Origin of the sequence: Streptomyces angustmyceticus (genome assembly GCF_019933235.1) — a bacterium.
GTDB lineage: Bacteria > Actinomycetota > Actinomycetes > Streptomycetales > Streptomycetaceae > Streptomyces > Streptomyces angustmyceticus.
Genome location: NZ_CP082945.1, coordinates 3,657,034 through 3,680,203 on the forward strand (window position 1 = coordinate 3,657,034; position 23,170 = coordinate 3,680,203).

General features: G+C 70.7%; 18 protein-coding genes and 1 tRNA gene. 4 read left to right on the top strand and 15 right to left on the bottom strand.

Annotated elements, in window-relative coordinates; all coding sequences use genetic code 11:
* Positions 1 to 264: 264 nt before the first annotated feature.
* From K7396_RS16415 to K7396_RS16450, 8 genes are all read right to left on the bottom strand, one after another.
* Complete coding sequence (locus K7396_RS16415; protein WP_143589074.1) at positions 265 to 669, bottom strand: hypothetical protein; 405 nt, start codon at positions 667 to 669, stop codon at positions 265 to 267.
* Positions 670 to 690: 21 nt separating this feature from the next.
* A complete protein-coding gene (locus tag K7396_RS16420; protein ID WP_223660022.1) occupies positions 691 to 1,977 on the bottom strand; it encodes a WXG100 family type VII secretion target in 1,287 nt (428 codons plus the stop codon).
* The gene (locus tag K7396_RS16425; protein ID WP_086717299.1) at positions 1,977 to 2,294 is read right to left on the bottom strand and encodes a WXG100 family type VII secretion target; all 318 of its coding nucleotides are present in this window, start codon (positions 2,292 to 2,294) and stop codon (positions 1,977 to 1,979) included. Before K7396_RS16425 ends, K7396_RS16420 begins: the two co-directional genes overlap by 1 nt.
* 274 nt (positions 2,295 to 2,568) lie before the next feature.
* A complete protein-coding gene (locus K7396_RS16430; RefSeq protein WP_086717300.1) occupies positions 2,569 to 4,284 on the bottom strand; it encodes a relaxase/mobilization nuclease domain-containing protein in 1,716 nt (571 codons plus the stop codon).
* Positions 4,281 to 4,841 carry a MobC family plasmid mobilization relaxosome protein gene (locus K7396_RS16435; RefSeq protein WP_086717301.1) on the bottom strand — a complete coding sequence of 187 codons (561 nt, stop codon included), beginning with the start codon at positions 4,839 to 4,841 and terminating at the stop codon, positions 4,281 to 4,283. The genes K7396_RS16430 and K7396_RS16435 overlap by 4 nt, the downstream gene beginning before the upstream one ends.
* Before the next feature lie 343 nt (positions 4,842 to 5,184).
* Positions 5,185 to 5,955, bottom strand: a complete 771-nt coding sequence (locus tag K7396_RS16440; RefSeq protein ID WP_086717311.1) for a DUF2637 domain-containing protein — start codon at positions 5,953 to 5,955, stop codon at positions 5,185 to 5,187.
* 473 nt (positions 5,956 to 6,428) lie between these two features.
* On the bottom strand, positions 6,429 to 7,739 hold the full coding sequence (locus K7396_RS16445; RefSeq protein WP_152104638.1) for a DUF3631 domain-containing protein: 1,311 nt from the start codon (positions 7,737 to 7,739) through the stop codon (positions 6,429 to 6,431).
* A 233-nt stretch (positions 7,740 to 7,972) separates the two neighbouring features.
* The gene (locus K7396_RS16450) at positions 7,973 to 8,203 is read right to left on the bottom strand and encodes a hypothetical protein (protein ID WP_086721656.1); all 231 of its coding nucleotides are present in this window, start codon (positions 8,201 to 8,203) and stop codon (positions 7,973 to 7,975) included.
* A gap of 94 nt (positions 8,204 to 8,297) precedes the next feature.
* Between K7396_RS16450 and K7396_RS16455 the strand changes: the two genes are divergently transcribed.
* Positions 8,298 to 8,999 (top strand): helix-turn-helix domain-containing protein, encoded by a 702-nt coding sequence (locus K7396_RS16455; protein ID WP_086721655.1) that lies wholly within the window; start codon positions 8,298 to 8,300, stop codon positions 8,997 to 8,999.
* Positions 8,996 to 10,654, top strand: a complete 1,659-nt coding sequence (locus K7396_RS16460; protein WP_086721654.1) for a tyrosine-type recombinase/integrase — start codon at positions 8,996 to 8,998, stop codon at positions 10,652 to 10,654. Before K7396_RS16455 ends, K7396_RS16460 begins: the two co-directional genes overlap by 4 nt.
* A 129-nt stretch (positions 10,655 to 10,783) precedes the next feature.
* On the opposite strand, the gene K7396_RS16465 is transcribed toward K7396_RS16460, so the two are convergent.
* The 5 genes from K7396_RS16465 to topA form a co-directional block, all read right to left on the bottom strand.
* Positions 10,784 to 10,857: transfer RNA gene (locus K7396_RS16465), tRNA-Thr, on the bottom strand.
* 102 nt (positions 10,858 to 10,959) lie between these two features.
* Positions 10,960 to 12,543: an alpha/beta hydrolase gene (locus tag K7396_RS16470; RefSeq protein ID WP_086721653.1), complete on the bottom strand. Its 1,584-nt coding sequence runs from the start codon at positions 12,541 to 12,543 to the stop codon at positions 10,960 to 10,962.
* A 285-nt stretch (positions 12,544 to 12,828) separates the two neighbouring features.
* A complete protein-coding gene (locus K7396_RS16475) occupies positions 12,829 to 14,076 on the bottom strand; it encodes a DNA polymerase III subunit delta' (RefSeq protein WP_086715764.1) in 1,248 nt (415 codons plus the stop codon).
* A 232-nt stretch (positions 14,077 to 14,308) separates the two neighbouring features.
* Positions 14,309 to 17,608, bottom strand: a complete 3,300-nt coding sequence (gene tmk / locus K7396_RS16480; protein WP_086715766.1) for a dTMP kinase — start codon at positions 17,606 to 17,608, stop codon at positions 14,309 to 14,311.
* Positions 17,609 to 17,739: 131 nt separating this feature from the next.
* Complete coding sequence (topA, locus tag K7396_RS16485) at positions 17,740 to 20,577, bottom strand: type I DNA topoisomerase (protein ID WP_086715769.1); 2,838 nt, start codon at positions 20,575 to 20,577, stop codon at positions 17,740 to 17,742.
* A gap of 533 nt (positions 20,578 to 21,110) precedes the next feature.
* Here topA and K7396_RS16490 point away from each other — a divergent pair.
* Positions 21,111 to 21,773, top strand: a complete 663-nt coding sequence (locus tag K7396_RS16490) for a hypothetical protein (RefSeq protein ID WP_086715771.1) — start codon at positions 21,111 to 21,113, stop codon at positions 21,771 to 21,773.
* A complete protein-coding gene (locus K7396_RS16495) occupies positions 21,770 to 22,210 on the top strand; it encodes a DUF2752 domain-containing protein (protein ID WP_086715774.1) in 441 nt (146 codons plus the stop codon). Before K7396_RS16490 ends, K7396_RS16495 begins: the two co-directional genes overlap by 4 nt.
* Before the next feature lie 48 nt (positions 22,211 to 22,258).
* Here K7396_RS16495 and K7396_RS16500 read toward each other — a convergent pair whose 3' ends face one another.
* Both K7396_RS16500 and K7396_RS16505 read right to left on the bottom strand, forming a co-directional pair.
* Positions 22,259 to 22,663: a hypothetical protein gene (locus tag K7396_RS16500; RefSeq protein ID WP_086715776.1), complete on the bottom strand. Its 405-nt coding sequence runs from the start codon at positions 22,661 to 22,663 to the stop codon at positions 22,259 to 22,261.
* A gap of 281 nt (positions 22,664 to 22,944) precedes the next feature.
* Complete coding sequence (locus K7396_RS16505; protein ID WP_086715778.1) at positions 22,945 to 23,142, bottom strand: hypothetical protein; 198 nt, start codon at positions 23,140 to 23,142, stop codon at positions 22,945 to 22,947.
* Between the last annotated feature and the right edge of the window lie 28 nt (positions 23,143 to 23,170).

A 23,170-nucleotide genomic window follows, 5' to 3' on the forward strand; every position in this document is an offset into this window, starting at 1 on the left:
TCGACGATAAGGCTGGGATCTGGACCGCTGGACGACTCCGGTAGCCGGGCTTCTGGCTCGGGCAACGCGCCGACCATAGATGCGCTGCCCGAGGACACCCCGGGCCTTCGGCGTATCCACTGCCGTCGGCGCAGGAACGCCCTCATAGGTTCCCGAGCAGCCCAGTCACGAAGCGAAAGGCGCCTCCGTGCGGCCTCCTGCCGGAGCGGAGGCACATCGCACCGCTTTACCTCCACCCTCGTGAGAGATGAGGCCACGGAGTCGCTAACTCCAAGGGGAAGGGCGCTTAGGGAAGAGTTCGACCATGATTTCTCGCGCACGCTCATCTGGTACGACAGGAGCCTGGTACTCGGCTTTCCGTACGTGAGCGAGAAAATCGACTGGAAGGGCAATGTGGTAACGCGAAAGGTAGTGAACGAGGTCAACAGGCCAGACCCATTCACCATCTGTCACCAGTGACCCGGCACCACCGACCCACTCGTCTCCGGAGATGACATCACGCTCAGCACCCATGGTGCTGAAGATCTCTTCCCCGCCTTTGAGGTAGGAGAGAATTCGATCTTCATCAGGTGCGGGCGGGCCGTCCATGGCTTGGGTCAGAGACTCGCTGTAGACAGCGGGGTCACCATCCTCGTTGCCTTCGACAAAGAAACCTACTCGGCGAATCATCGTTCCTCGCAGTTGTGGGCGTCAGTCGGTGATGGGAAGGAATATTCGCCAGTATCCGCCCTTGTCGATGACGGGCTCCTGGATTCCCAGCGTGCGATCCACTCCCATGCGATTGGTTGGCGCGTAGACAGGGGCTCCCATTTCATTTGCCACGGACTGCGCCAGCGGCTCCGCCCCGGCTCCCGAGTGGCAGGATACCAAGCGAATAGGCCCACCCGTGTAGTTCGGATTGTTGCGAATACTTTCCACTACCTGGTGAGGGCTTATCTCGTAAGTGGTCTTCGCTACGCCTGCTGGATTGACGTGTCCTGCGATGAAGACGTTGTCGGGCGTACCGTGCACGACAACGTCGTGGACACCATCAACACGTCTTACCCGTTCCAAATTTGAGAGAGTACGTGGATCGTAGCCGATGGTTGTCGTCTGCTTGCCGTGGTAGATCGGATGGCCGGACGGCAGTATGTCGTCACCTGCTTTGGCAGGAGGGGCCAGGGCTTTCGATTCCTTTGCGTGATAGAGCTGCCAGGTACGCCGCTTGCCCATCTGGTCGATCGCTGGGCGAAGGCGGAGACCGTCGAGCTTGGTATCCGCAAGGACCGCCTTGAAGCCGCCGGCGTCTCCAACAGCCTTGGCAGTGCGGGCCGCGCCACCAAATGCACCACCCAGCAAGACGCCGGTGACCCCAGCATCTCTGGCCTCGGCAAGGTTGATGCCGTGTTGGTCGCCGAGGAGGTTGCGTCCGCCCTGGGCGACGACCACGTCTACGGTGATGGCTTCGATGCCGCCGATGGCGGCGGTGGCCAGGACAGTTCCGGCGATCTCGGCGACGGTGGCGGAAACGGCGACGCCCGCCGTACTCGCTGCGGCGACGATCGCCTCGGTGGCGCCGAGTGCCGCGACCTCGGTGATGCCGCCGGTGAAGACGGCCAGGGCCGTACCGACGACCAGGACCGCACCGGCGATCTCCAGCTCGTGCTCGATCTTCTTCTTGGCCTCGGCGACCTGGTCGGCGTACTTGTCCAGGGCCTTGGCCATGTCGCGGGCGGCGCTGGCTACGTCGTCAAGGTAGCCCTTGCCACCGCCGTGGTATTTGCGCCAGAACTCCCCGAACGAATCGATCGACTTGCCCTTGTTGTTGTCGATTACGTCCTGGGCCCTCTTGTGGCAGGCGGCCGTGCAGTCCTCGACGTCGTCGGCGAAGGTGCGCCAAGCGCGGGCGGCCTCCCGGAGTTCGTCCTCGTCGCCCTCCGGCCACCACATGCCAGTGAGGTCCTGGACGATCTCCTTGGCCTTGTCGCCAGCGCCCATCACTTACCGCCCTCAAAGCCGGACTTGGCTGAGTGGTCAGCGTCTTCGTGGTTGGCTGCCATGTCGTTCATGGCCTTGGTGATGCTGGACAGGCCCTTGACCAGGGCCGCGGCCGCCTTCTCGATCTGCGCCCGGTGCGGGGCGTAGGCGTGCTCGAACTTCTTGCCCTGCTCGTCACCGCCCCACGGCTCCCCCAGCCCGCCGAGCGTGTGGCGAAGCTTGGTCGCCGCCCGCTCCAAGGCGACAGACTCTCGGTGGAATGTTGGAGCGGCGGACTTGAGTTGGTCGGTGTCTACGTCAAAGCCGTCGCCAGCCATGCCGTGCCTCCCCCTTGGCCGTGTACTCGTAACGCGTCGCGATCCGCCGACAATGCTTCGGCTCACAGATAGCGACCCTCGCATACAGCACTGACAATCGCCCTGGTGGGAGCGCATTTCAGCCACGGTGCAGCACCGCCCAGCAGTAGGCCCAGGGCAAGACCGCAGCCCCCTACCAGCCGGATTGTGGCAGGGGGCGATGCACCAAGCTCACGTCCAACCACTCGCTGCACGGCCGCAGCGAGCCACGGTCATGCAGCGGCGTATTGGGCAGCTAGCGACGCGGGCGGCGCTGCTGCGCGGCCGGTGCCGTAGTTGCCGCCGTTGGCTGGGCGAAGTCAGGCCCGAGGGGCGGGTGCGGGGCCGCGGTGGTGGTGCGGAGGCGGGCTGCTGCGGCGCGGCGGTTGGGGATGGGGTTGCGTCCGGTGTGCTGGATGCGGGTGATCAGGACGCGGGCGGGTTGGCGGGCGGTGGCCAGTTCGCGTTGGGCGGCTGCTTCCTTGAGGAGTTGGTGGGGTTTGTGGCCGCGGGCTTCGGCGTCGGCGAGGACGGTGGCGAGGGCCGGCCAGCCGGTGTCGGTGAGGATCTGCTCGGCGTGTTCGGGGATGGCGGCGCGTATGTCTCTGGCCAGAGAGCGACGGGTCTCCTCCTTCGGCTGCCGTTGCGCGAGGTCTGTGAGTTCCGGGGTGAGGGCGTGGTCGGCGGCGCTCTGAAGGTGCTGGAGGGCTTGGCGAGCGGCGTCGGCTTGGTGGGCGTGGCCCTTGGCCTCGTGCCAGCGTCCCGCGACGATTGCGGCCCAGACGAGCGCTGCGACCAGGGCGGCGAGGGCGCTGCCGTCGGGGCCGGTGGCGGTGTGGGCGATGTCGCGGGCCGCGTTGCGCAGAGTGTGGGCGGCTCGGTCTTCTGCCCGGATCTGGGAGCGCTGGGCGCGTGCGAACGCCTTCGAGGCGGCTTGAAGTTCAGCGCGCAGGTCGGCGGGTGCCTTCTGGGCGGTGGCTTCGATCAGTTCACCGAGCGCGGTGATGTGTGCCTGGGCTCGTGCGTCGTCGGCAAGGTCGGTGTGGAGACTGTCGAGGGCGTCAGTTGCGCGGTGCCAGGGGCTGCTGGGCTGGGTGCGGCGGGCGGTGGGGTGCTCTTCGGGCTGGCTGGATTCGAGGCGGGCCTTGATCTTGGGAAGGGAGAGATCAGGGGCGATCTTTCCGCCGGGGTGGAAAATCTGCTCGTCGTCCTTGTTGAGATCGCCGGGGCGTCCGACGGCGTAGCCGAGGAGGTCACCGGACGGGCCCCGCTTGGCCTTGACTCGGATGCCCTCGGCTTCGAGATAGGCGAGGAGTTCCTCGGCGCTCTTCGCGTGGGGGACAGCGGCGCGGATGCGGTCCTGGAGCCACTCCTTGCTGGTCTGCTCCCAGCCGAGGCGCTGGGCCTTGTGCATCTCGGCCTGGGTGGGGCGCCGGGTGCCGGTGCGATCGCCCTTCTTCAGGCGGCGCAGACCGTAGTCCTTCTCGATCTCGCGGCATGCGTCGCCGACGCGGATGCCGCTGTCATGGAGTTTGGGGCGGCGGCCGTCTTCGCGGACGGCGGTGGCGAGGATGTGGATGTGGTCGTCTGCGTGGCGTACGGCGATCCAGCGGCAGGCCAGGTCATCACCGGCAGGGGCGATGTCGGCCGCGGCGACGACGCGCTGGGCGATCTCGCCCCATTCGGCATCAGAGAGGTAGCGGTCTTCGGGTGCGGCACGGACGGGGCAGTGCCAGACGTGGTCGGTGACAGGCTTGCCGAACTCGCTGTTGCGCAGGCGGACGGGCTCGTCGAGGTGGCGGGCGAGTTCGGTGAGGGTAGCCATCTCATCGCGGCCGGGATCGGGCATGCCGAGCATCACGAAGCCCGCCACGATGTGCGGATCGAAGTGTTCGTCGTGGGTTCCCCGGCCGTAGAGGTAGGCAAGCAGGCCACGGGTGTTGGCGCCGGGCGCCTTGATGGCGGCGATCATGCGGCAAGGTCCTCCCCCAGGTCGGCAGGCTGGCGCAGGGCCTCGGCGATCAGTTCCAGCAGGTGGTGGAGTTCGTCGAGGCGGTGGCGTATGTCGGGTGGGGTGAGGTCGCTGTTGAGGGCGCGGGCGATCTGGTTGACGTTGACGCCGATGCGGTTGAGCTGGCGCAGGACCTGGGCGCGGAACATGTGCGTGCGGCGGCGATCCTCGGACAGGGGCAGGTTGGCGGTGAACCGTCCGGCGATGAAGGCCAGGACGACATCGGCGGCGAAGCCGGATTCACCTTTGTAGCCGTGCTCGGCGGCGGCCTCATGAAGGCCGGCGTGCTCGTCGTCGGTGAACCGCAGCGGGCCGACGCGGACGGTGCGCTTGTTGCCGCCGAAGCGACGGATCGTCGGCTGGGCACTCTTCACGGCGGGCTCGCCGGTGGCAGTCTCGGCGGCACCGGCGGGGCGAAGGGTCTCGCTTTGGACGGCGTGGAGCGTGTCCGGGGCGGGGCCGCCCTCGGCCCCGCCCTCCTGGCCCGGCGTCCCCTGGCGCTGGGCCGTCTCCGCCACCCCTGGGGCGGGGACCCCCGAAGTCCGGCCTTGAGTCGGACTCGGGGTACTACTGGCTCCGCCAGGGGCCGCCCTTCCGAACGCCCGCCGCAAACGCCCCATCAGACCAGGGGACTTCGTCAGCGGCAGCGGCTCATCGAGGGTGTCCTCGGCCTGGTGTGGGTCATGCGTCATGGGTGTTCTCCGGAAGGGACGAGCGGGGCAGGCGGGCTGACGGGGAAGGTTGGGCAGAGCCGGCGGTCACCGCCTCGCCCACAGGTGTGGATGACTGGGCGGTGAGCGTGACGGTGACCGGCTGGTGGGGTGACCGGAAGGGGTTCCGGCCACCCCCTAGGGCAAGCGGTCAGTCCCTATCGGGGCCGGTGCCGGAAGCGGCTTCGAGCTCGCGTCGAAGGACTTCCATCACCTCGGTCAGCCGTTCCCCGCTGACCGTCAGTCCCTTGGCCCGTATGGCCTTTTGGACAAGGGCCCGGGTGGCTTTGCCCTGCTCTGCAGCGGCGATACGACCGATCTCCACGAGTTCCTCGACCGTGGCCCCAGCTGGGCGGCCCCCACGTGGCTTGCTGTCCGATTCCCGGAGCTGAGGTTCCGGCGACCGGGCGGAACTGCCAGCCAGTGGCTCAGTGGCACGGACAGCAGCATTGGTCGCTGCCTCCGGTCCCTCATCCAACGCCGTTCCCAGTCGGCCGATCGGCTGGTCGACCAGCTGGTGGATCTGCCGCATCAGGACGCCGAAGGCCAGCAGCGCGGCGGTCGGGGGTACGGCAGCGACCACATAGTCGAGCAGGGGCTTCACTCCAGGCCCGCCGACTCCGCTGACCCCAGCCACGTTCAGCGCGATGGAACCGACCGACCCGGTGGCCGTGAGGGCGATGGCCCACCCATCGGTGAGCCGCCGCAGGCCCGCGCGGAGCATCAGCAACTCCCCCGCGACGATGAACGCGTCCAACGTCGCGGGCCAGGCCCATTGGCGTACGGGGGAACTCTTGAGCCCGTGCTGCCCGGCGACCTCGGCGAGGTGCGCGTAGGAGAGCCAGAACCCACCGGCGGTCAGGGCGACGATGACGGTTCCCGCCGCGACGAGCGCATACTGCTCGGCGGTCTGTTTGGTCATCACCTGCTTCCCTCCTGGCCTAAAAGCGCGGCTCCCACCGGTGTCCTGATCGGTGTGGTCGGCGAGTGGTGCGAGGGTGGTCAAGCGGGGTTCTCCTGTGGTGGTGGCGTGGTCCGTCTTGGCCGTCTTGGCCGTTGAAACCGCAGGTCAGGGTGAGTACGGCACAGGTGCTGGCGTTCCGTCTCGGCGGCGGTGCCGACGTATTGCGGCACCGCCGCCCTCGGGTTGGAGCGTGGGGGTGGCAGTGGACGGGGCGGATCCGTCTTCCGTCTTGGCCGAAGCTCCTGTGACCTGCGGCGATACGGCGGGGACGCCTAGGACGGCGCAAGACGGAGGTGGGAGACGTCCTGGCGGTCAGCGCGCCGTTGGTCATCGCGTTGCCGTCTTGAGCCTGGCTGCCGTATTACCGACATGCCGTTTGACCTGCGGGATCACGGCAGGGACGGCAAGGACGGCAACCGGAGGGGCGGGGCTCAGCCCGAGCTGGGCGTGGGACCGGCGTCGACCGGGTGCACGGTGGGGCAGTAGCGCCGCCACGCGTCGAGGAACTTGTTGCGCATGTAGCCCTTGAGCTGCCTTCCGTCGGCCATGCGCACGTTGCCGGGCCGAATGTCGAAGTCGCGCAGCATCCTGCTGAGCTCTCGGGCCGTTAGGCCGTCACGTCCCCGCTCCGCCCACGGGGCTTCGGCGTCTTGGCGCAGGTGGTGGAGGAGGTCCCCTGTGGACAGGCTGTCCACCTCACGCTGGGCGAAGAAGACCCGGCGGATGTCGGCGAGGATTCGTGCACCACTGGGGTGGTCCTCCTCGGCCGCCACTTCGGCATTGACCATCCGCACGCAGGCGACCCGCGCCACCCGGGGCCAGCGACCGCCTGCCAGATCGGCGACGATCACCAGGGGCTCCCACGTGTCTGCGGCGCGGTCTTCGACCGGCATGTCCGGCTCCAGGTTCGCGGCCTCCTCCAGCAGCGGCCTGGCCCACGCGTGGATGCGGTCGCGTATCTCGTGCAGGGCGGGGATGTCGCGGCGGGAGCGGAAGGGCCGGACCTTCTCGCCCTCGGCCCGGCGCCGCATGCGGATCACCACCGAACGGTCCATGACCGTGTCAGGCAGGTCACCGATTCCCGCGATGGCCGCCATGGCGAAGGTGGCGAACTTGTGCGGGGTGTGGTCGTTGCCGACGACTCGGGTGACGTACCGGCCGCGCTGATGACCGGCGTTGAGCAGGCCACGCGTCTCCTCGTTCTTCTCCGCCACCTTCGGGCCGAAGATGGTGTCGGCCTCGTCCACCAGCAGCGTCGGCGGCTCCTCCTCATTGATCGAGCGGAAGATGGCCGCCGGTGTGGTGTTGATGGTCAACATCGGCTCGTGGACCGTCTCGGTCAGCACGTCCAGAAGCCGCGACTTGCCGCAGCGCTTCGCCGGCCCCACCACCGCCAGACGCGGGGCGTGCTGCCACGCGGGCTGGAGATGCGTCGCCGCCACCCACAGAGTGATCGCGTCCAGCGCCTCCGACGAGGGCGGGATCACGAACTGGGCTACCTGGGAGCGCAGTTCGTCCAGCAGATTCGAACCAGCTGTCGGCTCCGCGTCGGGTAGATCCTCCAGCTCGCTCGCGGCATCCGCCTCGTCTACGCTGCGTTCGCCCGCACCCCCGCTCGGGTCTGCCTCGGCGCTGTCGGCCTGCACTGCGCGCATGTGGGCGCCGGGCTGGCCGGGGATGGCCGTGGCGGGCCAGCCCGCTCGGGCGGGGGCGGAATAGGACTCGGGGTTCTCGGGTTGCACTGGGCGGCTCCTCGTCTGGCGGTGTCGGGCTTGCACGCCCCTACTGCCGGGTCGGTTCTCATGGGATTGCTGGGGAGCCTTGGGGCCTCCGGCGTTGCACCGCCGGAGGCTCTCCCCCTTCTCGCGGGCGCCTCGGTACCGCGAGCGACCACGGACAGTACGTCCACGCCACGCCACAGTCCAGCGTTTCTGTGTCAGCTCAGCGCAGAAGCGTCTGCTACGCACGAGACGCTTCACGCTGCCAGCCCCAGCAGGGCCAACAGGTCCGCGGTCACCACCCGGTAGGCGTTGCCGAGTCGCAGCACCTTGCATGGGTACTGACCACGCTTGGCGAGCTCGTACCCCTTGCTCCGCCCCAGCCCCAACGCCCGGTTGCCTGTCTCCAGGTCTACGGCGGCTGGAAGCTCCAGAAGCTCCTCGCGGCTCATCCCCTTCGCTCGCCCGCCAGCTTCGTTCTCGCGCATGCGCGCTCCATCCACGACTGAGCCCTCGGCGAACGCGACCATCGCGCCCGTCTCCAGGTCACGAAATCAACGTTAGGCGAGCTAATGTGTCTGTATGACACAACGCCGTAGCGACCATGGATACGAGAAGGCCGAAGACGAGGACGACGTCCTTGAGTGGGTGGACCAGGTCATGGCCACCGTGGCCGGCGAGGTCCGCAGACGACGGAGGGAACTGGGTTGGAGCGCGCAGGACTTGGCCGACAAGTGCGAGGAGATCGGCCACCCGATCCCCCGCAACGTGATCGCCAACATGGAGTCCGGACGCCGCTCCAACCTGCCCTTGGTCGACGTCATGGTGTTGGCCGAGGCCCTGAACACGCCCCCTATCTGCCTCGTCTATCCCGTCGGCTACGTCGACCAAGTGCAGCGGCTCCCGCTCCAGCACCCCACCTCCACCCTGAATGCCCTGCACTGGTTCACCGGAGAGGACACCGAACTCGGCACAGACGACGACATGCTCCGCTACTTCCGCGCCCACCACGCTGCTGAGGAGCAACTGCAGAGCGCGCGACGCGATGAGGAGTACGCGCGCTACCACGCCGAGACCGCCCCGAACGCCGACCGAAAGGCCGAGGCCCTCCGCGCTCAGGCTCGTGCCGCCGAGGCGGCCGACGGCGCCGCGAACCGTCTGCGCAGGATCCGCGCCTTCATTCAGGAAGAGGGCGTCACGCCTCCCTTCCTATGGCCCGACCTTGCCGCCGCAATCGATTCACCCGGGAGCGATCCCGATATCACCGAGGAGAATGATCTTTGAAGGGCTCCACCTATCGCCGCTGCTCCTGCCGCGACCCGAAGACCGGCAAGGAACTCGGCACCTCCTGCCCCAAGCGCAACAGCAGGAACCACTGCACCTACTCCATACGCCAGGAGCTCTCGCCCCGTGAAGACGGCAGCCGACGCTCGTTCGCCCGTGGCGGGTACGGAAGCCTCAAGTCGGCCCAAGCCGAACTCGACCACGTCCGCGCTCTCCTCGGGCTGGCCGAGTCGGACGACCCCGAGGGCACGGAACTCATCGCAGAGATGCTGACGGAGGTCAGCCGCGAGCGGTCGCCTCTGCCTGACGTCGAGGAGACGAGGCGGCGCCTGAACGCCGGCCAGGACCTCATCGGCAGCCTGACAGTGAGTGAGTGGCTCGATCGGTGGCTGGCCGGTAAGCGCATACGCAAGTCCGGCCTCAACCGCTACGAGACCGACATTCGCGTGCACTTGAAGCCGCGCATCGGAAACCGGCGGCTGGACCGGCTGCGCGTCAGCCATCTCAGCGAGATGTTCACGGACATCCGCGACGCCAACGCCCAGATCCTGGAGGACAACGCCCAGCGGCGAGCCGCGATCGACGAGCTGGCGACCGTACCGTGGAAGGGCGTGGAGAACCGTGCTCGTCGCAAGGCGATGAAGGCCGCGATCGACGAGATGCCGCGCTTCCGTCGCATCACCGGCCCCGCCACGCGTCAGCACGTCAAGGCCACTCTCCGCGCGGCCCTGAACGACGCGATCGGGCAGCAGATCATCACGTTCAACCCGGCCGCCCACGTCGAGATCGACCCCGCACGCAAGCCCAAGGCGCTCGTGTGGACGGACGAGCGGGTTGCCAAGTGGGAGCAGACGGGCGAGAAGCCGTCGCCGGTGATGGTCTGGACGCCCCAGCAGACCGGCGCCTTCCTCGACTTCGTCGCCGAGGACCGCCTGTACGCGATGTGGCACCTGATCGCCTTCCGCGGCCTGCGCCGTGGCGAGGCGTGCGGGCAGCCGTGGTCGGAGACGAACCTCGACACCCACTCCCTCGCCGTCTCCTCCCAACTCGTACAGGACGGATGGGAGATCGAGGCGTCCGATCCCAAGACGGACAGCGGCTATCGCGTGGTCGCACTCGACGACGACACCGTCAGCGTCCTCAAGCGGCACCGCGAGCGGCAGGAAGCGGACCGCGCGGAGTGGGGCTCGGCCTGGGTCGAGACCGGCCACGTCTTCACTCAGGAAGACGGCTCCTGGCTCCACCCGGGCAAGGTGACCGACCTCTTCGAGCGCCTCGTCGCCGCCTCCGGCCTCCCGCCGATCCGTCTGCATGACCTGCGCCACGGCGCAGCAACGCTCATGCTGGCCGCCGACATCGACATCAAGATCGTGTCGGACACCCTCGGGCACAGTGACACGCGCATCACGCGGGACATCTACCAGAGCGTCCTGCCCCAGGTCGGCAAGAGCGCCGCCGAGGCGACGGCGAAGCTGGTCCCGCTTCAGCGCAAGGCCGAGGCGGAGAAGGCGGCCCGCAAGGCCGCGAAGAAGGGGAAGGCCAAGAAGGCCCCGGCGAAGAGCGTTGGCAAGGGCAAGGGCGGCAAGCCGAAGAACAAGGCGAAAGCCCAGCCCAAGGCAGACAAGAAGGCCGAGCTCCGGAAGCCCAAGAAGTAGGTCTCTGAGCGCCCCCGCTCACGCATCGCTCACGCAAGCCATCTCGCGGCACCACGGCCGTGTGACGCGTCATGCCACGAACAACGCAAAAGGCCAGGTCACGGGCTGTGTGACCTGGCCTTTTTACTGAGCCGCCTTCGGGATTCGAACCCGAGACCTACGCATTACGAGTGCGTTGCTCTGGCCAACTGAGCTAAGGCGGCGTGGTGCGCGGCCCAGTCTACACATCACAGAGGGGTGCTCTGTAACTGGCTGAGGAGCTGGTCAGGGGTGGGCGGAGTGAAGGCGGGGAGGTGTGAGGCGGGTCACTTGCAGACCTTGTGCTTCGGGGGGACGGTGCCGTCGAGGAGGTAGGCGTTGATCGTGTTGTCGATGCACGTGCTGCCGCGGCCGTAGGCGGTGTGGCCGTCGCCGTCGTAGGTGAGGAGCGTGGCGCTGGAGAGCTGGGAGGCGAGGGCCTTGGCCCAGATGTACGGGGTGGCCGGGTCGCGGGTGGTGCCGACGACGAGGATCGGGGCGGCGCCCTTGGCCTCGATGCGGTGGGCCGTGCCGGTGGGCTTGACCGGCCAGTAGGCGCAGTTCAGGGCGGCCCAGGCGAAGTTCTCGCCGAAGACCGGGGAGGCCTTGCGGAAGCTGGGCAGGGCGGCGCGGACCTGCTCGGGGCTAGTGAAGGCAGGGGGGAGGTCGAGGCAGTTGACGGCGGGGTTGGCGTACATCTGGTTGCTGTAGCTGCCGTTCGGGCTGCGCTCGTAGTAGCTGTCGGAGAAGGCGAGCAGCCCGCGGCCGTTGCCGGCCTTGGCCTGGGCGAGGTAGTCGCGCAGGAGGGGCCAGGCGCGCTGGTCGTACAGGGCGGCGATGACGCCCGTGCCGGCGAGGGATTCGGTGAGCTTGCGGTCCTCGCCCGTGGCGGCCGGGTGCGCGTCCAGCTTTTTGAAGAGGGCGGACAGCTGCTCGCCGGCGTCCTGGGTGCTCTTGGTGCCCAGGGGGCAGTTCTTGCGCTTGATGCAGTCCTTGGCGAACGCCGTGAAGGCGGTGTCGAAGCCGGCGGTCTGCTCGATGTTGGTGGTGCGGGAGTCGAGCTCCGGGTTCATCGCGCCGTCGAGGACCATGCGGCCGACGCGGGAGGGGTAGAGGCCGGCGTAGGTCGCACCCAGGAAGGTGCCGTAGGAGGCGGCGACGAAGTTGAGCTTCTTGTCGCCCAGGACGGCGCGGAGCATGTCCATGTCGCGGGCGGCCTCGACGGTGGAGACGTGCGAGAGCAGCTTGCCGGAGCGGGACGCGCAGCCCTTGGCGAAGTCGCGGAACGCGGTGGTGAGCTTGTTGACCTCGGCCGGCGAGTCCGGGGTCTGGTCGGTCTCGGTGTAGCGGTCCATCTGCTTGTTGCTGAGGCACTCGATCGGCTGGCTGTGGTCCACGCCGCGCGGGTCCATCGCCGCCATGTCGTAGCGCGCGCGGATCGAGGCGGGCTGGGGCGCGTACTGCTCCAGATAGTCGATCGCCGAGCCGCCGGGGCCGCCGGGGTTGACCAGGAGGGAGCCGAGCCGGCTGCCGGGGCCGGTGGCCTTCCTGCGGGCCACCGCGAGCTTGATGTCGCCCGCCTCGGGACGGGAGTAGTCCAGGGGCGCCTTCATCGTGGCGCACTGGAAGCCGTTGCCGCAGGCGTGCCAGGTCAGCTTCTGGTCGTAGTACGACCGGAGGCCGGCCGGGGTCGAGGCCGGGAGGGGCGCCAGGGTCGCTTCCTCGGCGGGGCGCTGGGCACCGGCCTCCGTGGTGAGGCCCGGGGACGCCTCGTCGTCGGGGGACGAACTCCCCGAGGAGCAGCCGGAGATCAGCAGAGCGGTGGCCGCGAGAAAGGCGGCGGAGGTGCGGAGCAGGCGGCTGGTGGCCATGGACGGTCCCTTGGTCTCGGTCCCTGGAAGTGGAGTGGCGTGGAGTGCGGAGTCGGTCCTCGGAGGCTGGAGTGCGGGTGGCGGTGCGGGCTGCTCTTCTGGTGCGGCGTGGTGTCGTGCGGCGCTTCGGGGCGGTGGCCGGCGGCTGCCGGGGGTGACCGGAGACCGCCTGGTGGGGCGGGCGGCCGCCGTACCGGCACGTACGGAGAGTATCCGGAGGGGAACGGTGTGTGCGCGTCTCCTTGAAGGACGGGCCGGGCGAGCGGCGGGGCGGTGGGTCGTGGGTCAGCCGGCGCGGAGGGCCGCTGTCATGGCCTCGACCGCGAGGAGGGGGGCCACGTTGCGGTCCAGGGCCTCGCGGCAGGCGATCACGGCTTCTATCCGGCGGAGGGTCCGTTCGGGGGTGGAGGCGGTGGCGATGCGGTGGATGCTGTCGCGGACCTCGTCGTTGGCGAGGGGGACCGAGGCGCCCATCTGGAGGGCGAGGACGTCGCGGTAGAAGCCGGTGAGGTCGACCAGGGCGAGGTCGAGGCTGTCGCGCTGGGTACGGGTCGAGCGGCGCTTCTGTTTGTCCTGGAGTTCCTTCATGGCGCCGGCCGTACCGCGCGGCAGGCGACCGCCGGTGCCGGCGGCGGCGCCGAGGGCGGCGCGCAGCTCCTCGGTCTCCTTGGTGTCGACCTCCTCGGCGACCTGCTTGGCGTCCTCCCCCGCGGCGTCGATCAGCTCCTGGGCGGCCTTGAGGCAGCCGCCGATGTCGTCGACTCGCAGCGGGAGCTTGAGGACGGCCGCCCGGCGGGCCCGGGCGCGCTCGTCGGTGGCGAGGCGGCGGGCCCGGCCGATGTGCCCCTGGGTGGCGCGGGCGGCCCGGTCGGCGGCCTCGGGCTCGATGCCGTCCCGCCGGACGAGGACGTCGGCGACCGCGCCGACCGGCGGGGTGCGCAGGGAGAGGTGGCGGCAGCGGGAGCGGATGGTGGGGAGGACGTCCTCGACGGAGGGCGCGCACAGCAGCCAGACCGTACGGGGCGCGGGTTCCTCGACGGCTTTGAGGAGGACGTTGCCGGCGCCTTCGGTGAGGCGGTCGGCGTCCTCCAGGACGATCACCTGCCAGCGGCCGCCCGCCGGGGAGAGCGAGGACCGGCGGACCAGGTCACGGGTCTCCTTGACGCCGATGGAGAGCAGGTCCGTACGGACGATCTCCACGTCGGCGTGGGTGCCGACCAGCGCCGTGTGGCAGCCGTCGCAGAAGCCGCAGCCGGGGGCGCCGCCGAGGGCGCGGTCCGGGCTGACGCATTGCAGGGCGGCGGCGAAGGCGCGGGCCGCGGTGGAGCGGCCGGAGCCGGGCGGGCCGGTGAACAGCCAGGCGTGCGTCATCTGGGAGCCGCCGCGGTCGGCGGACGGCTCCTGCTCCGGCCGGGCCGCGCCGTGCCCGGCCTCGGCGTGCTCCGCGGTGACGAGGGCGTCCGCGTCGCGGGCGGCAGCGGCCAGCTGCTCCGTCACCCGGTCCTGGCCGACCACGTCGTCCCATACCGCCATCGCTGTCCGCCGTCCTGTCCGTGCCGTCCTGCTCGTGCCGTGCGGGGTGCGTGCGCGCCGGGCGCACCGCACGCATTGCTCCGCGCCCGACCCATTGTGGTGCAACCCACTGACAAACGAATCCGGAAGCCGGTTCCGGGCGCCCGGACGGGGGTCGTCCGGAAGCCGGAAACGGCCGTGGCCGCAGCGATCGCGCTGCGGCCACGGCCGTTCGTCCGGACTCCCCGATGGGCTAGCCGCGCCGTCCCCGGCCGCCTCGGCGGCCGTTGTCGCCGGCGCCGTCGTCCGCGTCCTCGTCGCCGCGCGGGCCGAGCAGTTCGTCGGCGAGCGTCGGCAGATCGTCCAGCGGGGTCTCCTCCGCCCATTCGGGGCGGGGGCGGCGGGGCTGCGCCTGCTCCACCGGGTGGCCCGTCGCCGGGTCGATCTGCGGGAGTTCGCGGGTGCGCTCGACGCGCGACTCGGCGGGAGTGGAGGAGTGCCCCGAGCCGGCGCCGGGTCCGCCGTCCTGCGGCGTCTCCTTGCGGAACATCCACGGCGGCACCCGGTCGGCGGGGGCGTCGCCCCGGCCGTCCACGCCGCGTACGGGCGGCAGCACCGCGGTCTCCTCGGCGTCCGAGCCGGCGCCGCGGCCGCCCCAGGCGTCGTGCGCGTCCCGCACCGGGGGCAGCACCGCCGTCTCGTCGGCCGCGCGGTCCGCCGTCCCGGGCCGCGGCGACTCCCGCGTCCGCTCGTCGTCGCCGGCGGAGCCGGACGGCCCGGAACCGGACGCGGCGGAGTCGTCGGGCGTGTCCGCATAGCGCTTGCGCAGGTCCGCGACGTACGTCTCCGCGGTGGGCGCCTCGGCCGCCTCGGCCTCCTCGGCCGCCGCCTTGGCCTCCGCCGCGGCCGCCGCCTCGGCTGCCGCGACCCTGGCCTCCTCGGCGCGCAGCAGGGCCGCTTCGGCCTTGCGCTGCTTCTCCAGGCGGCGCTCCTCGGCCTCCTTGCGCAGCCGCGCCTCCTCCTCGTGCTGCTTGCGCAGCCGCTCCTGTTCGGCCTGGCGGGCGCGCTCCTCGGCCTCGCGGCGCTGCCGCTCCGCCTCCGCGGCCTGCCGGGCCTCCTCGGCGCGCTTGCGGGCCTCCTCGGCCTGGCGGGCCTCCTCGCGGGCCCTGGTCTCCTCGGCCTCCTGGCGCTTGCGCTCCTCCTCCTCGGCGCGCAGCTTGGCGAGCTGCTCCTGGCGCTCGCGCTCCAGGCGCTCTTCCTCCGCCTTGCGCGCGGCCTCCTCCTCGGCCTTGCGGCGGGCCTCCTCCTCGGCCGCCTTACGGGCCTCGGCCTGCGCCTGGATCTCCGCCTCGGACAGCGGGAGCACCTGGTCGAGGCGGTGGCGTACGGCGGTGGTGACGGCCTCGGGCTCCTGCCCGGCGTCGACGACCAGATAGCGCGCGGGGTCGGCGGCGGCCAGCGTCAGGAAGCCGGCCCGCACCCGCTGGTGGAACTCGGCGGGCTCGGACTCCAGCCGGTCCGGTGCCTCGGTGAAGCGCTCCCGCGCGGTCTCCGGGGAGACGTCGAGCAGCACCGTCAGGTGGGGGACGAGGCCGTCGGTGGCCCAGCGGGAGATCCGGGCGATCTCCGTGGGGGCGAGGTTGCGCCCGGCGCCCTGGTAGGCGACCGAGGAGTCGATGTACCGGTCGGTGATGACGATGGCGCCGCGCTCCAGGGCGGGCCGGATGACGCTGTCGACGTGCTCGGCGCGGTCGGCGGCGAACATCAGCGCCTCCGCACGGTCCGAGAGCCCGGAGGTCGAGACGTCCAGGATGATCGAGCGCAGTCGCTTGCCGATGGCGGTGGCGCCCGGCTCGCGGGTCACCACGACCTCGTGGCCCTTGCCGCGGATCCACTCCGCGAGCGCCTCGACCTGGGTGGACTTGCCGGCGCCGTCGCCGCCCTCCAGGGCGATGAAGAAGCCGGTGGGGGCGGGCGCCTGGGCCGGGTCGCCGCCGCGCAGCGCCTCGCGCAGATCGCGCCGCAGAGGCACGCCCTGCCGGTCGTCGACCTTGCCGAGCACCAGGGCGGCGACCGGCAGCAGCAGCGCGCCGGCCAGCATCAGGGTGTAGGCGGCGCCGCCGTAGGCGAAGTCGAAGGTGCCGCTGCCGAGGTGGTGCGGGCCGATGACGGCCGCGAGCAGCGGCGCGAGGATGGCGGCCAGCGCGACCGTCAGGCGGACGACGGCGTGCAGGTGCTCGGTCGTCCGGGCACTGCGCGACTCCTCGGACTCCTGCTCCAGCAGCACATGGCCCGTGTTGGCGGCGATTCCGGCGGTGACGCCGGACAGCAGCGCGAGCACCAGCACCGTCGTCGCATCCGGGACCAGCCCCATGGCCAGCAGCCCGAGGCCGGTGGCGGCCACCGCGAGGGCGAGCAGCCGGCGGCGGGAGAGGCCGGGCAGCACCCGGTGGGCGCCGCGGATGCCGACGGCCGTGCCGGCGGTCGGCGCGAGCACCAGCAGCGCGAAGGTGGCCGGTCCGCCGGCCAGGTCGTAGCCGTGCAGCACGGCGAGCGCGACGACCGCGGCGATCGCCCCGGCCACCGCGGCACAGGACACCACCAGCAGCGGGAGCGCGCCCGTGCGGCCCTTGTCGGCGCCCGCGCGTGCGGCGTGGTTCTCCGGCTGCTCGCCGGAGCCGGTCGCTCCGCTCTTCGCTGCCGTGGCCTTCGGGCGGCGCAGCCCCTCCAGGGGGGAGCGCGGCCGCGGCGTCGGCACACCGGGGAACTCGATGAAGTAGAGGATCGACACGGAGGCGGCGAACAGACCGGCGGCGACGTACGAGCCGAGGGCGGCCTGATGGAGGTGGAACCAGTCGATGCCGGTGCCCAGCAGCTTGCTGACGAGGGTGACGACCACCAGGGCGGCGGCCGCGATCGGCAGCGACACGAAGCCGGTGCGCAGCGAGAGGCGGCGCAGGGCGTCCATGTTGTCGGGCAGGGGGCGTACGGCGGAGCCCTCGGGGGGCGGTGCGGGCAGCAGCCCGGGGGCGGCGCTCTCGCGCGCGACGGTCCACAAGCGTTCGGCGACACCGGTGACGAAGACCGTGACCAGCAGCCAGGCCAGTGCGTCGTCCGGCGTCCAGTCGATCCACAGGGGGGCGATGACCAGCAGCGCGAGCCGCAGAAGGTCGGCGCCGATCATCGTCCAGCGCCGGTCCAGCGGCCCCGCGGGCGCCGTCAGCGCCGTCAGCGGGCCCAGCAGGACGGCCCCGAAGAGCAGCGTCGCCAGCATCCGGGCCGCGAAGACCGCGGTGACCGCGAGGGCCGCGCCCCGATAACCGCCGCCGAAGACGGGCTCGCCGCCCAGGGGGACGTACAACGCCGCCTGCAGGGCGAGGAGTACGAGGACAAGCATGGACAGGGCATCGCCGATGCCCCCGACAAATTGGGCGCTCCACAGCCGCTTCAGTGGGGGGAAGCGGAGCAGGGCTCGCACGGCGCGCTCGCGGGAATCCGCCGCTAGGGCGCCTGATGTGGGGGTCACGACCGTTGGCTGCTCGGCACGCGTCATCCCGCCAGCCTAGCCGGACGGTGCACGCCGTCGAGCGCCCACCCGAACAAACGGGCGGACACATCGGATCGCCTCCGATGTGCCCGCCCCTGTCCTGCGCTTTTGCCGGCCGCGGGGCCGGACGGCAGGGATCAGTCCTCGGCCGGCGCCGCCGTCTTCTTGGCCGCAGCCGTCTTGGCGGTGGCCTTCTTGGCGGTCGTCTTCTTCGCCGTGGTGGTCTTCTTCGCCGCGGTCTTCTTGGCAGCCGTCTTCTTCGCGGCCGTCTTCTTGGCCGGCGCCTTCTTGGCCGCCTTCTTGGCGGTCTTCTTCGCCGGCCCCTTGGCGCGCTTCTCCGCCAGCAGCTCGTAGCCCCGCTCGGCGGTGATCGTCTCGACGTCGTCGTCCCGCCGCAGCGTCGCGTTGGTCTCGCCGTCGGTGACGTACGCGCCGAACCGGCCGTCCTTGACCACCACCGGCTTGCCGCTGACCGGGTCCGTGCCGAGCTCCTTCAGCGGCGGCTTGGCGGCGGCCCGCCCGCGCTGCTTGGGCTGGGCGTAGATCGCCAGCGCCTCGTCGAGGGTGATCGTGAAGAGCTGCTCCTCGGTCTCCAGGGAGCGCGAGTCGGTGCCCTTCTTGAGGTACGGGCCGTAGCGGCCGTTCTGCGCGGTGACCTCGACGCCCTCGGGGTCCTTGCCGACGACGCGCGGCAGCGACATCAGCTTGAGCGCGTCCGCCAGCGTCACGGTGTCCAGGGACATCGACTTGAAGAGCGAGGCGGTGCGCGGCTTGACCGCGTTCTTGCCGGTCTTCGGGGTGCCCTCGGGCAGGATCTCGGTGACGTACGGGCCGTAGCGGCCGTCCTTGGCGACGATCTGGCGGCCGGACTCCGGGTCCATGCCCAGCTCGAAGTCGCCGCTCGGCTTGGCGAGCAGCTCCTCGGCGTACGCCACGGTCAGCTCGTCGGGCGCCAGGTCGTCGGGGACGTCGGCGCGCTGGTGGCCCTCGGCGTCCTTCTCCCCGCGCTCGACGTACGGGCCGTAGCGGCCGACGCGCAGCTTGATGTCGTCGCTGACCGGGAAGGACGAGATCTCCCGGGCGTCGATCGCGCCGAGGTCGGTGACCAGTTCCTTCAGGCCGCCGAGGTGGTCGCCGTCGCCGTTGCCGGCGTCCGAGGCGGCGCCCTCGGCCTCGCCCTCGCCGAAGTAGAAGCGCCGCAGCCACGGCACGGACTGCGCCTCGCCGCGGGCGATGCGGTCGAGGTCGTCCTCCATCTTGGCGGTGAAGCCGTAGTCGACCAGCCGGCCGAAGTGCTTCTCCAGGAGGTTGACCACCGCGAAGGAGAGGAACGACGGGACGAGCGCGGTGCCCTTCTTGAAGACATAGCCGCGGTCGAGGATCGTGCCGATGATCGACGCGTAGGTCGACGGGCGGCCGATCTCGCGCTCTTCCAGCTCCTTGACCAGCGTGGCCTCGGTGTAGCGGGCGGGCGGCTTGGTGGCGTGCCCGTCGGCGGTGATCTCCTGCGCGGCCAGCGCGTCGCCCTCGGCGACCTGCGGCAGCCGGCGCTCGCGGTCGTCGAGCTCGGCGTTGGGGTCGTCGGCGCCCTCCACATAGGCCTTGAGGAAGCCGTGGAAGGTGATGGTCTTGCCGGACGCGCTGAACTCGGCGTCCCGCCCGTCGGCGGCCCGGCCGCCGATCTTGACGGTGACGGAGTTGCCGGTCGCGTCCTTCATCTGCGAGGCCACGGTCCGCTTCCAGATCAGCTCGTACAGCCTGAACTGGTCGCCGGTCAGACCGGTCTCGGCCGGCGTGCGGAAGCGGTCGCCGGAGGGGCGGATCGCCTCGTGCGCCTCCTGGGCGTTCTTGACCTTGCCGGCGTAGGTGCGCGGTTTGTCCGGGAGGTAGTCGGCGCCGTACAGCTGCGTCACCTGCGACCGGGCCGCGGCGACCGCGGTGTCCGAGAGCGTGGTGGAGTCCGTACGCATATAGGTGATGAAGCCGTTCTCGTACAGCTTCTGCGCCACCTGCATCGTGGACTTCGCGCCGAAGCCGAGCTTGCGGCTGGCCTCCTGCTGGAGGGTGGTCGTCCGGAACGGCGCGTACGGCGAGCGGCGGTAGGGCTTGGACTCGACCGAGCGCACCGCGAAGTCGGTCTGCTCCAGGGCGGCGGCGAGCGCGCGGGCGTTCGCCTCGTCCAGATGGAGGACGTCGTTCTTGAGCTGCCCGTTGGGACCGAAGTCACGGCCCTGGGCGATACGGCGGCCGTCGACGCTGTTCAGGCGGGCGGTCAGCACCGACGGGTCGCTGGCGTCGCCGGCCCGGCCGGTGGCGAAGGTGCCGGTCAGGTCCCAGTACTCGGCGGAGCGGAACGCGATGCGCTCGCGCTCCCGCTCGACGACGAGCCGGGTCGCCACGGACTGCACCCGGCCGGCCGACAGCCGGGGCATGACCTTCTTCCACAGGACCGGCGAGACCTCGTAGCCGTAGAGGCGGTCGAGGATCCGGCGGGTCTCCTGGGCGTCGACCAGCTTCTGGTTCAGATCGCGCGGATTGGCCACGGCCTCGCGGATCGCGTCCTTGGTGATCTCGTGGAAGACCATCCGGTGGACGGGGACCTTGGGCTTGAGGATCTCCTGGAGGTGCCAGGCGATGGCCTCGCCCTCGCGGTCCTCATCTGTGGCGAGGTAGAGCTCGTCGGACTCGGCCAGCAGCTCCTTGAGCTTCTTGACCTGGTCCTTCTTGTCACTGTTGACGACGTAGATCGGCTGGAAGTCGGCGTCGACGTTCACGCCGAGGCGGGCCCAGGGCTCGCCCTTGTACTTCGCCGGGACCTCTGCGGCGCCGTTGGGCAGGTCGCGGATGTGTCCGACGCTCGCCTCGACCACGTAGCCAGGGCCGAGGTAGCCCTTGATCGTCTTCGCCTTGGCAGGCGACTCGACGATGACGAGTCGGCGGCCGCCGCCGTCTGTGGTCTCGCTGGTCGGGGACAACTTCGCTCTTCTCTCCGGTCGACGCTGGAAGTGCCCCCGGCCGGACGCCGAGGGTGCACTGCGGTGACGCTTGACGCTGCGGAGTGTGACGGTACCTCCCGGCCCCGTGTCAAACGGAAAAACCCCGCAACGCCACTCGAACGGTAACCCGACTACATGCCTTCATGCCGCCCGGACCGCATCAGGCGCTCGCCGCGGGCCCGGGGCCCGGCTTGTGGATCATGACGGCGCCGGACCGTTCCCCGGCGCCCACCTCGGACGTTCCCCGCGCACCGCTGCCGCGGCGCCCTCGGCGGTTTCACACAGTGACGAATCCCCGGCACCCCGCCGCCCGCCCGCGGCCGCACACCGCACCGTCCGCGGAGCGGCGTCCGTCACAAGGCGGCGCCGGATCCCGTCATTGCCTTGATACAGCACGTGAGCGGGCTGGCAGGATGGATACGGCACGGCTCGCCGTTCGAGTCGAGCGCACACGGCTCGCCGTGCGAGTCCAGCACCGCCGCCATCACGCACTCTCGGGGGGATCAGCACCCATGGCGAACCAGTACCCCGGCCCGCCTCCGGACCAGCCGCCCGGCCGGCCCGGCCAGAACCCTTACGCCAAGCCGGACGGCCCACAGCCCGCCGAGTCCGGATCCGGGCAGGGCGGCCGCCCCGGGGAGCCCGGGTACGGCTATCCGCAGCCCGCCTCGCCGCCGCCCCCGCAGCCCGGATACGGCTACCCGAACGACGTCCCGCAGCCGCCGCCCGGTTTCCCGCCGGGTGCGCCGCCGCAGCCGGGGCCCGGCGGTTTCCAGAGCGGCACCGGGGGCTTCCAGGCGGGGGCCGGGTTCCAGGCCGGGCCGCAGCCCGGCGGGATGATGCTGTCGCTGGGCGATATCGCGGTGAGCGGCGACACGATCATGACGCCGGCCGGGCCGATGCCGCTCAGGGGCGCGGTGTGGACGGCCACCGACATGTCGCGGACCGAGGAGAAGATGCCGACGCACGCGGTCGTGCTGGCCATCGTCTTCTTCCTCTTCTGTCTGCTCGGCCTGCTCTTCCTGCTGATGAAGGAGAAGGTGACCACCGGGTTCGTGCAGGTCACGGTGAACAGCGGCGGGCGGCACCACGCCACGATGATCCCGGTGCAGTCCCGCGAGCAGGTGATGTTCGTGCTCAACCAGGTCAACTACGCCAGGTCGCTGAGCGTGTGAGCACCGAGGAGTCCTGGGGCCCCGCCGAGTCCGCGGGGCCCACGAGGGCGTCGGTCCGGACGCGCACCGTCCGGAAGGCGGCGATCGGCCTCGGCACGGGAGCGGCGGCCGCCGTCTATCTCTGGCACACCGATCCGCACCAGCCGGGACAGCTGCTGATCCCGTGCCCGTTCAAATGGGCCACCGGGCTGCTGTGCCCGGTGTGCGGCGGAACGCGGATGGCGTACGACCTGATGCACGGCGATGTCGTGACCGCGTTCCACGACAACGCCGTGCTGCTCACACTGGCCGGACCGGCCGTGGCGTACGCGGTCGGACGCTGGCTGGCCGCCGGCCTCGGCGGGCGCGTGTACCGGCCACGGCTCTCGGCCCGCGGCAATGCCGTGGCGCTCGGCATCGCCGCGGTGTGGATGGTGGCCCGCAATCTCGTCGGCTAGGACCGCCCGGCCGCCGGACCGTCCGGGCGGGTTCCTGGCCGTACGGCGTCAGCGGACGGTGACCGTGACCACCGGGGAGACGGTGCTGCCGGCGCCCATGCGGAGCTGGTTGACGCCCTTGATGCCGAGCTTGACCCGCACCGAGTACGTACCGCTGGCGTTGACCGGCGTCTGAGCGGGCAGCGAGACCCACTTGGTGCCCTGCTTCTGCTGGACGGTGACCTTGGTGCCGGCCTTGATGCCCTTGGCGGTGCCGGAGATCCGGAACTCCTGCCAGGCGTTGACCGTGGTCACGCTGGCCTTGGCCGTCAGGGACGCGGCGGCCGGGGCGGTGGCCACGACCGGCGTGGGCGAGTGGAGGTGCTGGGGAGCGGCGAAGGCCGCCGCCGAGCCGCCGGCGAGCAGGGAAACGGCGACGGCGCCGACTGCGGCGTAGCGGAATGCGCGGTTCATATGGGTTCCTCACTCAGGGGTCGGTGAGCCTGCCGGTCATGGGTGACCTTCACTGAGGAACATGTCCAACCGAGCCGGAAAGTTCCCTCGTACCGTCACACACCGGCCATCTGTCACAGATCTGGCCGGAAGTGAACGGAGCGGCGCGCAACGGAAGTTGGGGCACCGGCCTGCCGTGGCACCCCACGCGACGCACACACCTCACGGCACGGCTCACACCCCACGGCACGGCTGGTGGCCCGCCCCGCACCAAGGCTCGCGCCACGGCCCCCTGTTCACGACTACACCGTCGCCAGCAACCAACCGCCCGTGACCAGGAACGCCACCCCGCACAGCAGCGCCGTCAGGGTGGCGACCGGACGGCTGACGCCCTCGGCGACGGGCGCACCGGTCCGTGCGCAGACGCCCGTCCACACCAGCAGTCCGGCGCCGAACAGCGCGAACGCCGCACCGGCAAAGACCTCGGGTCCACTCTCCATGCGCGCAGCCTGGCACCCCGGGGCGGCA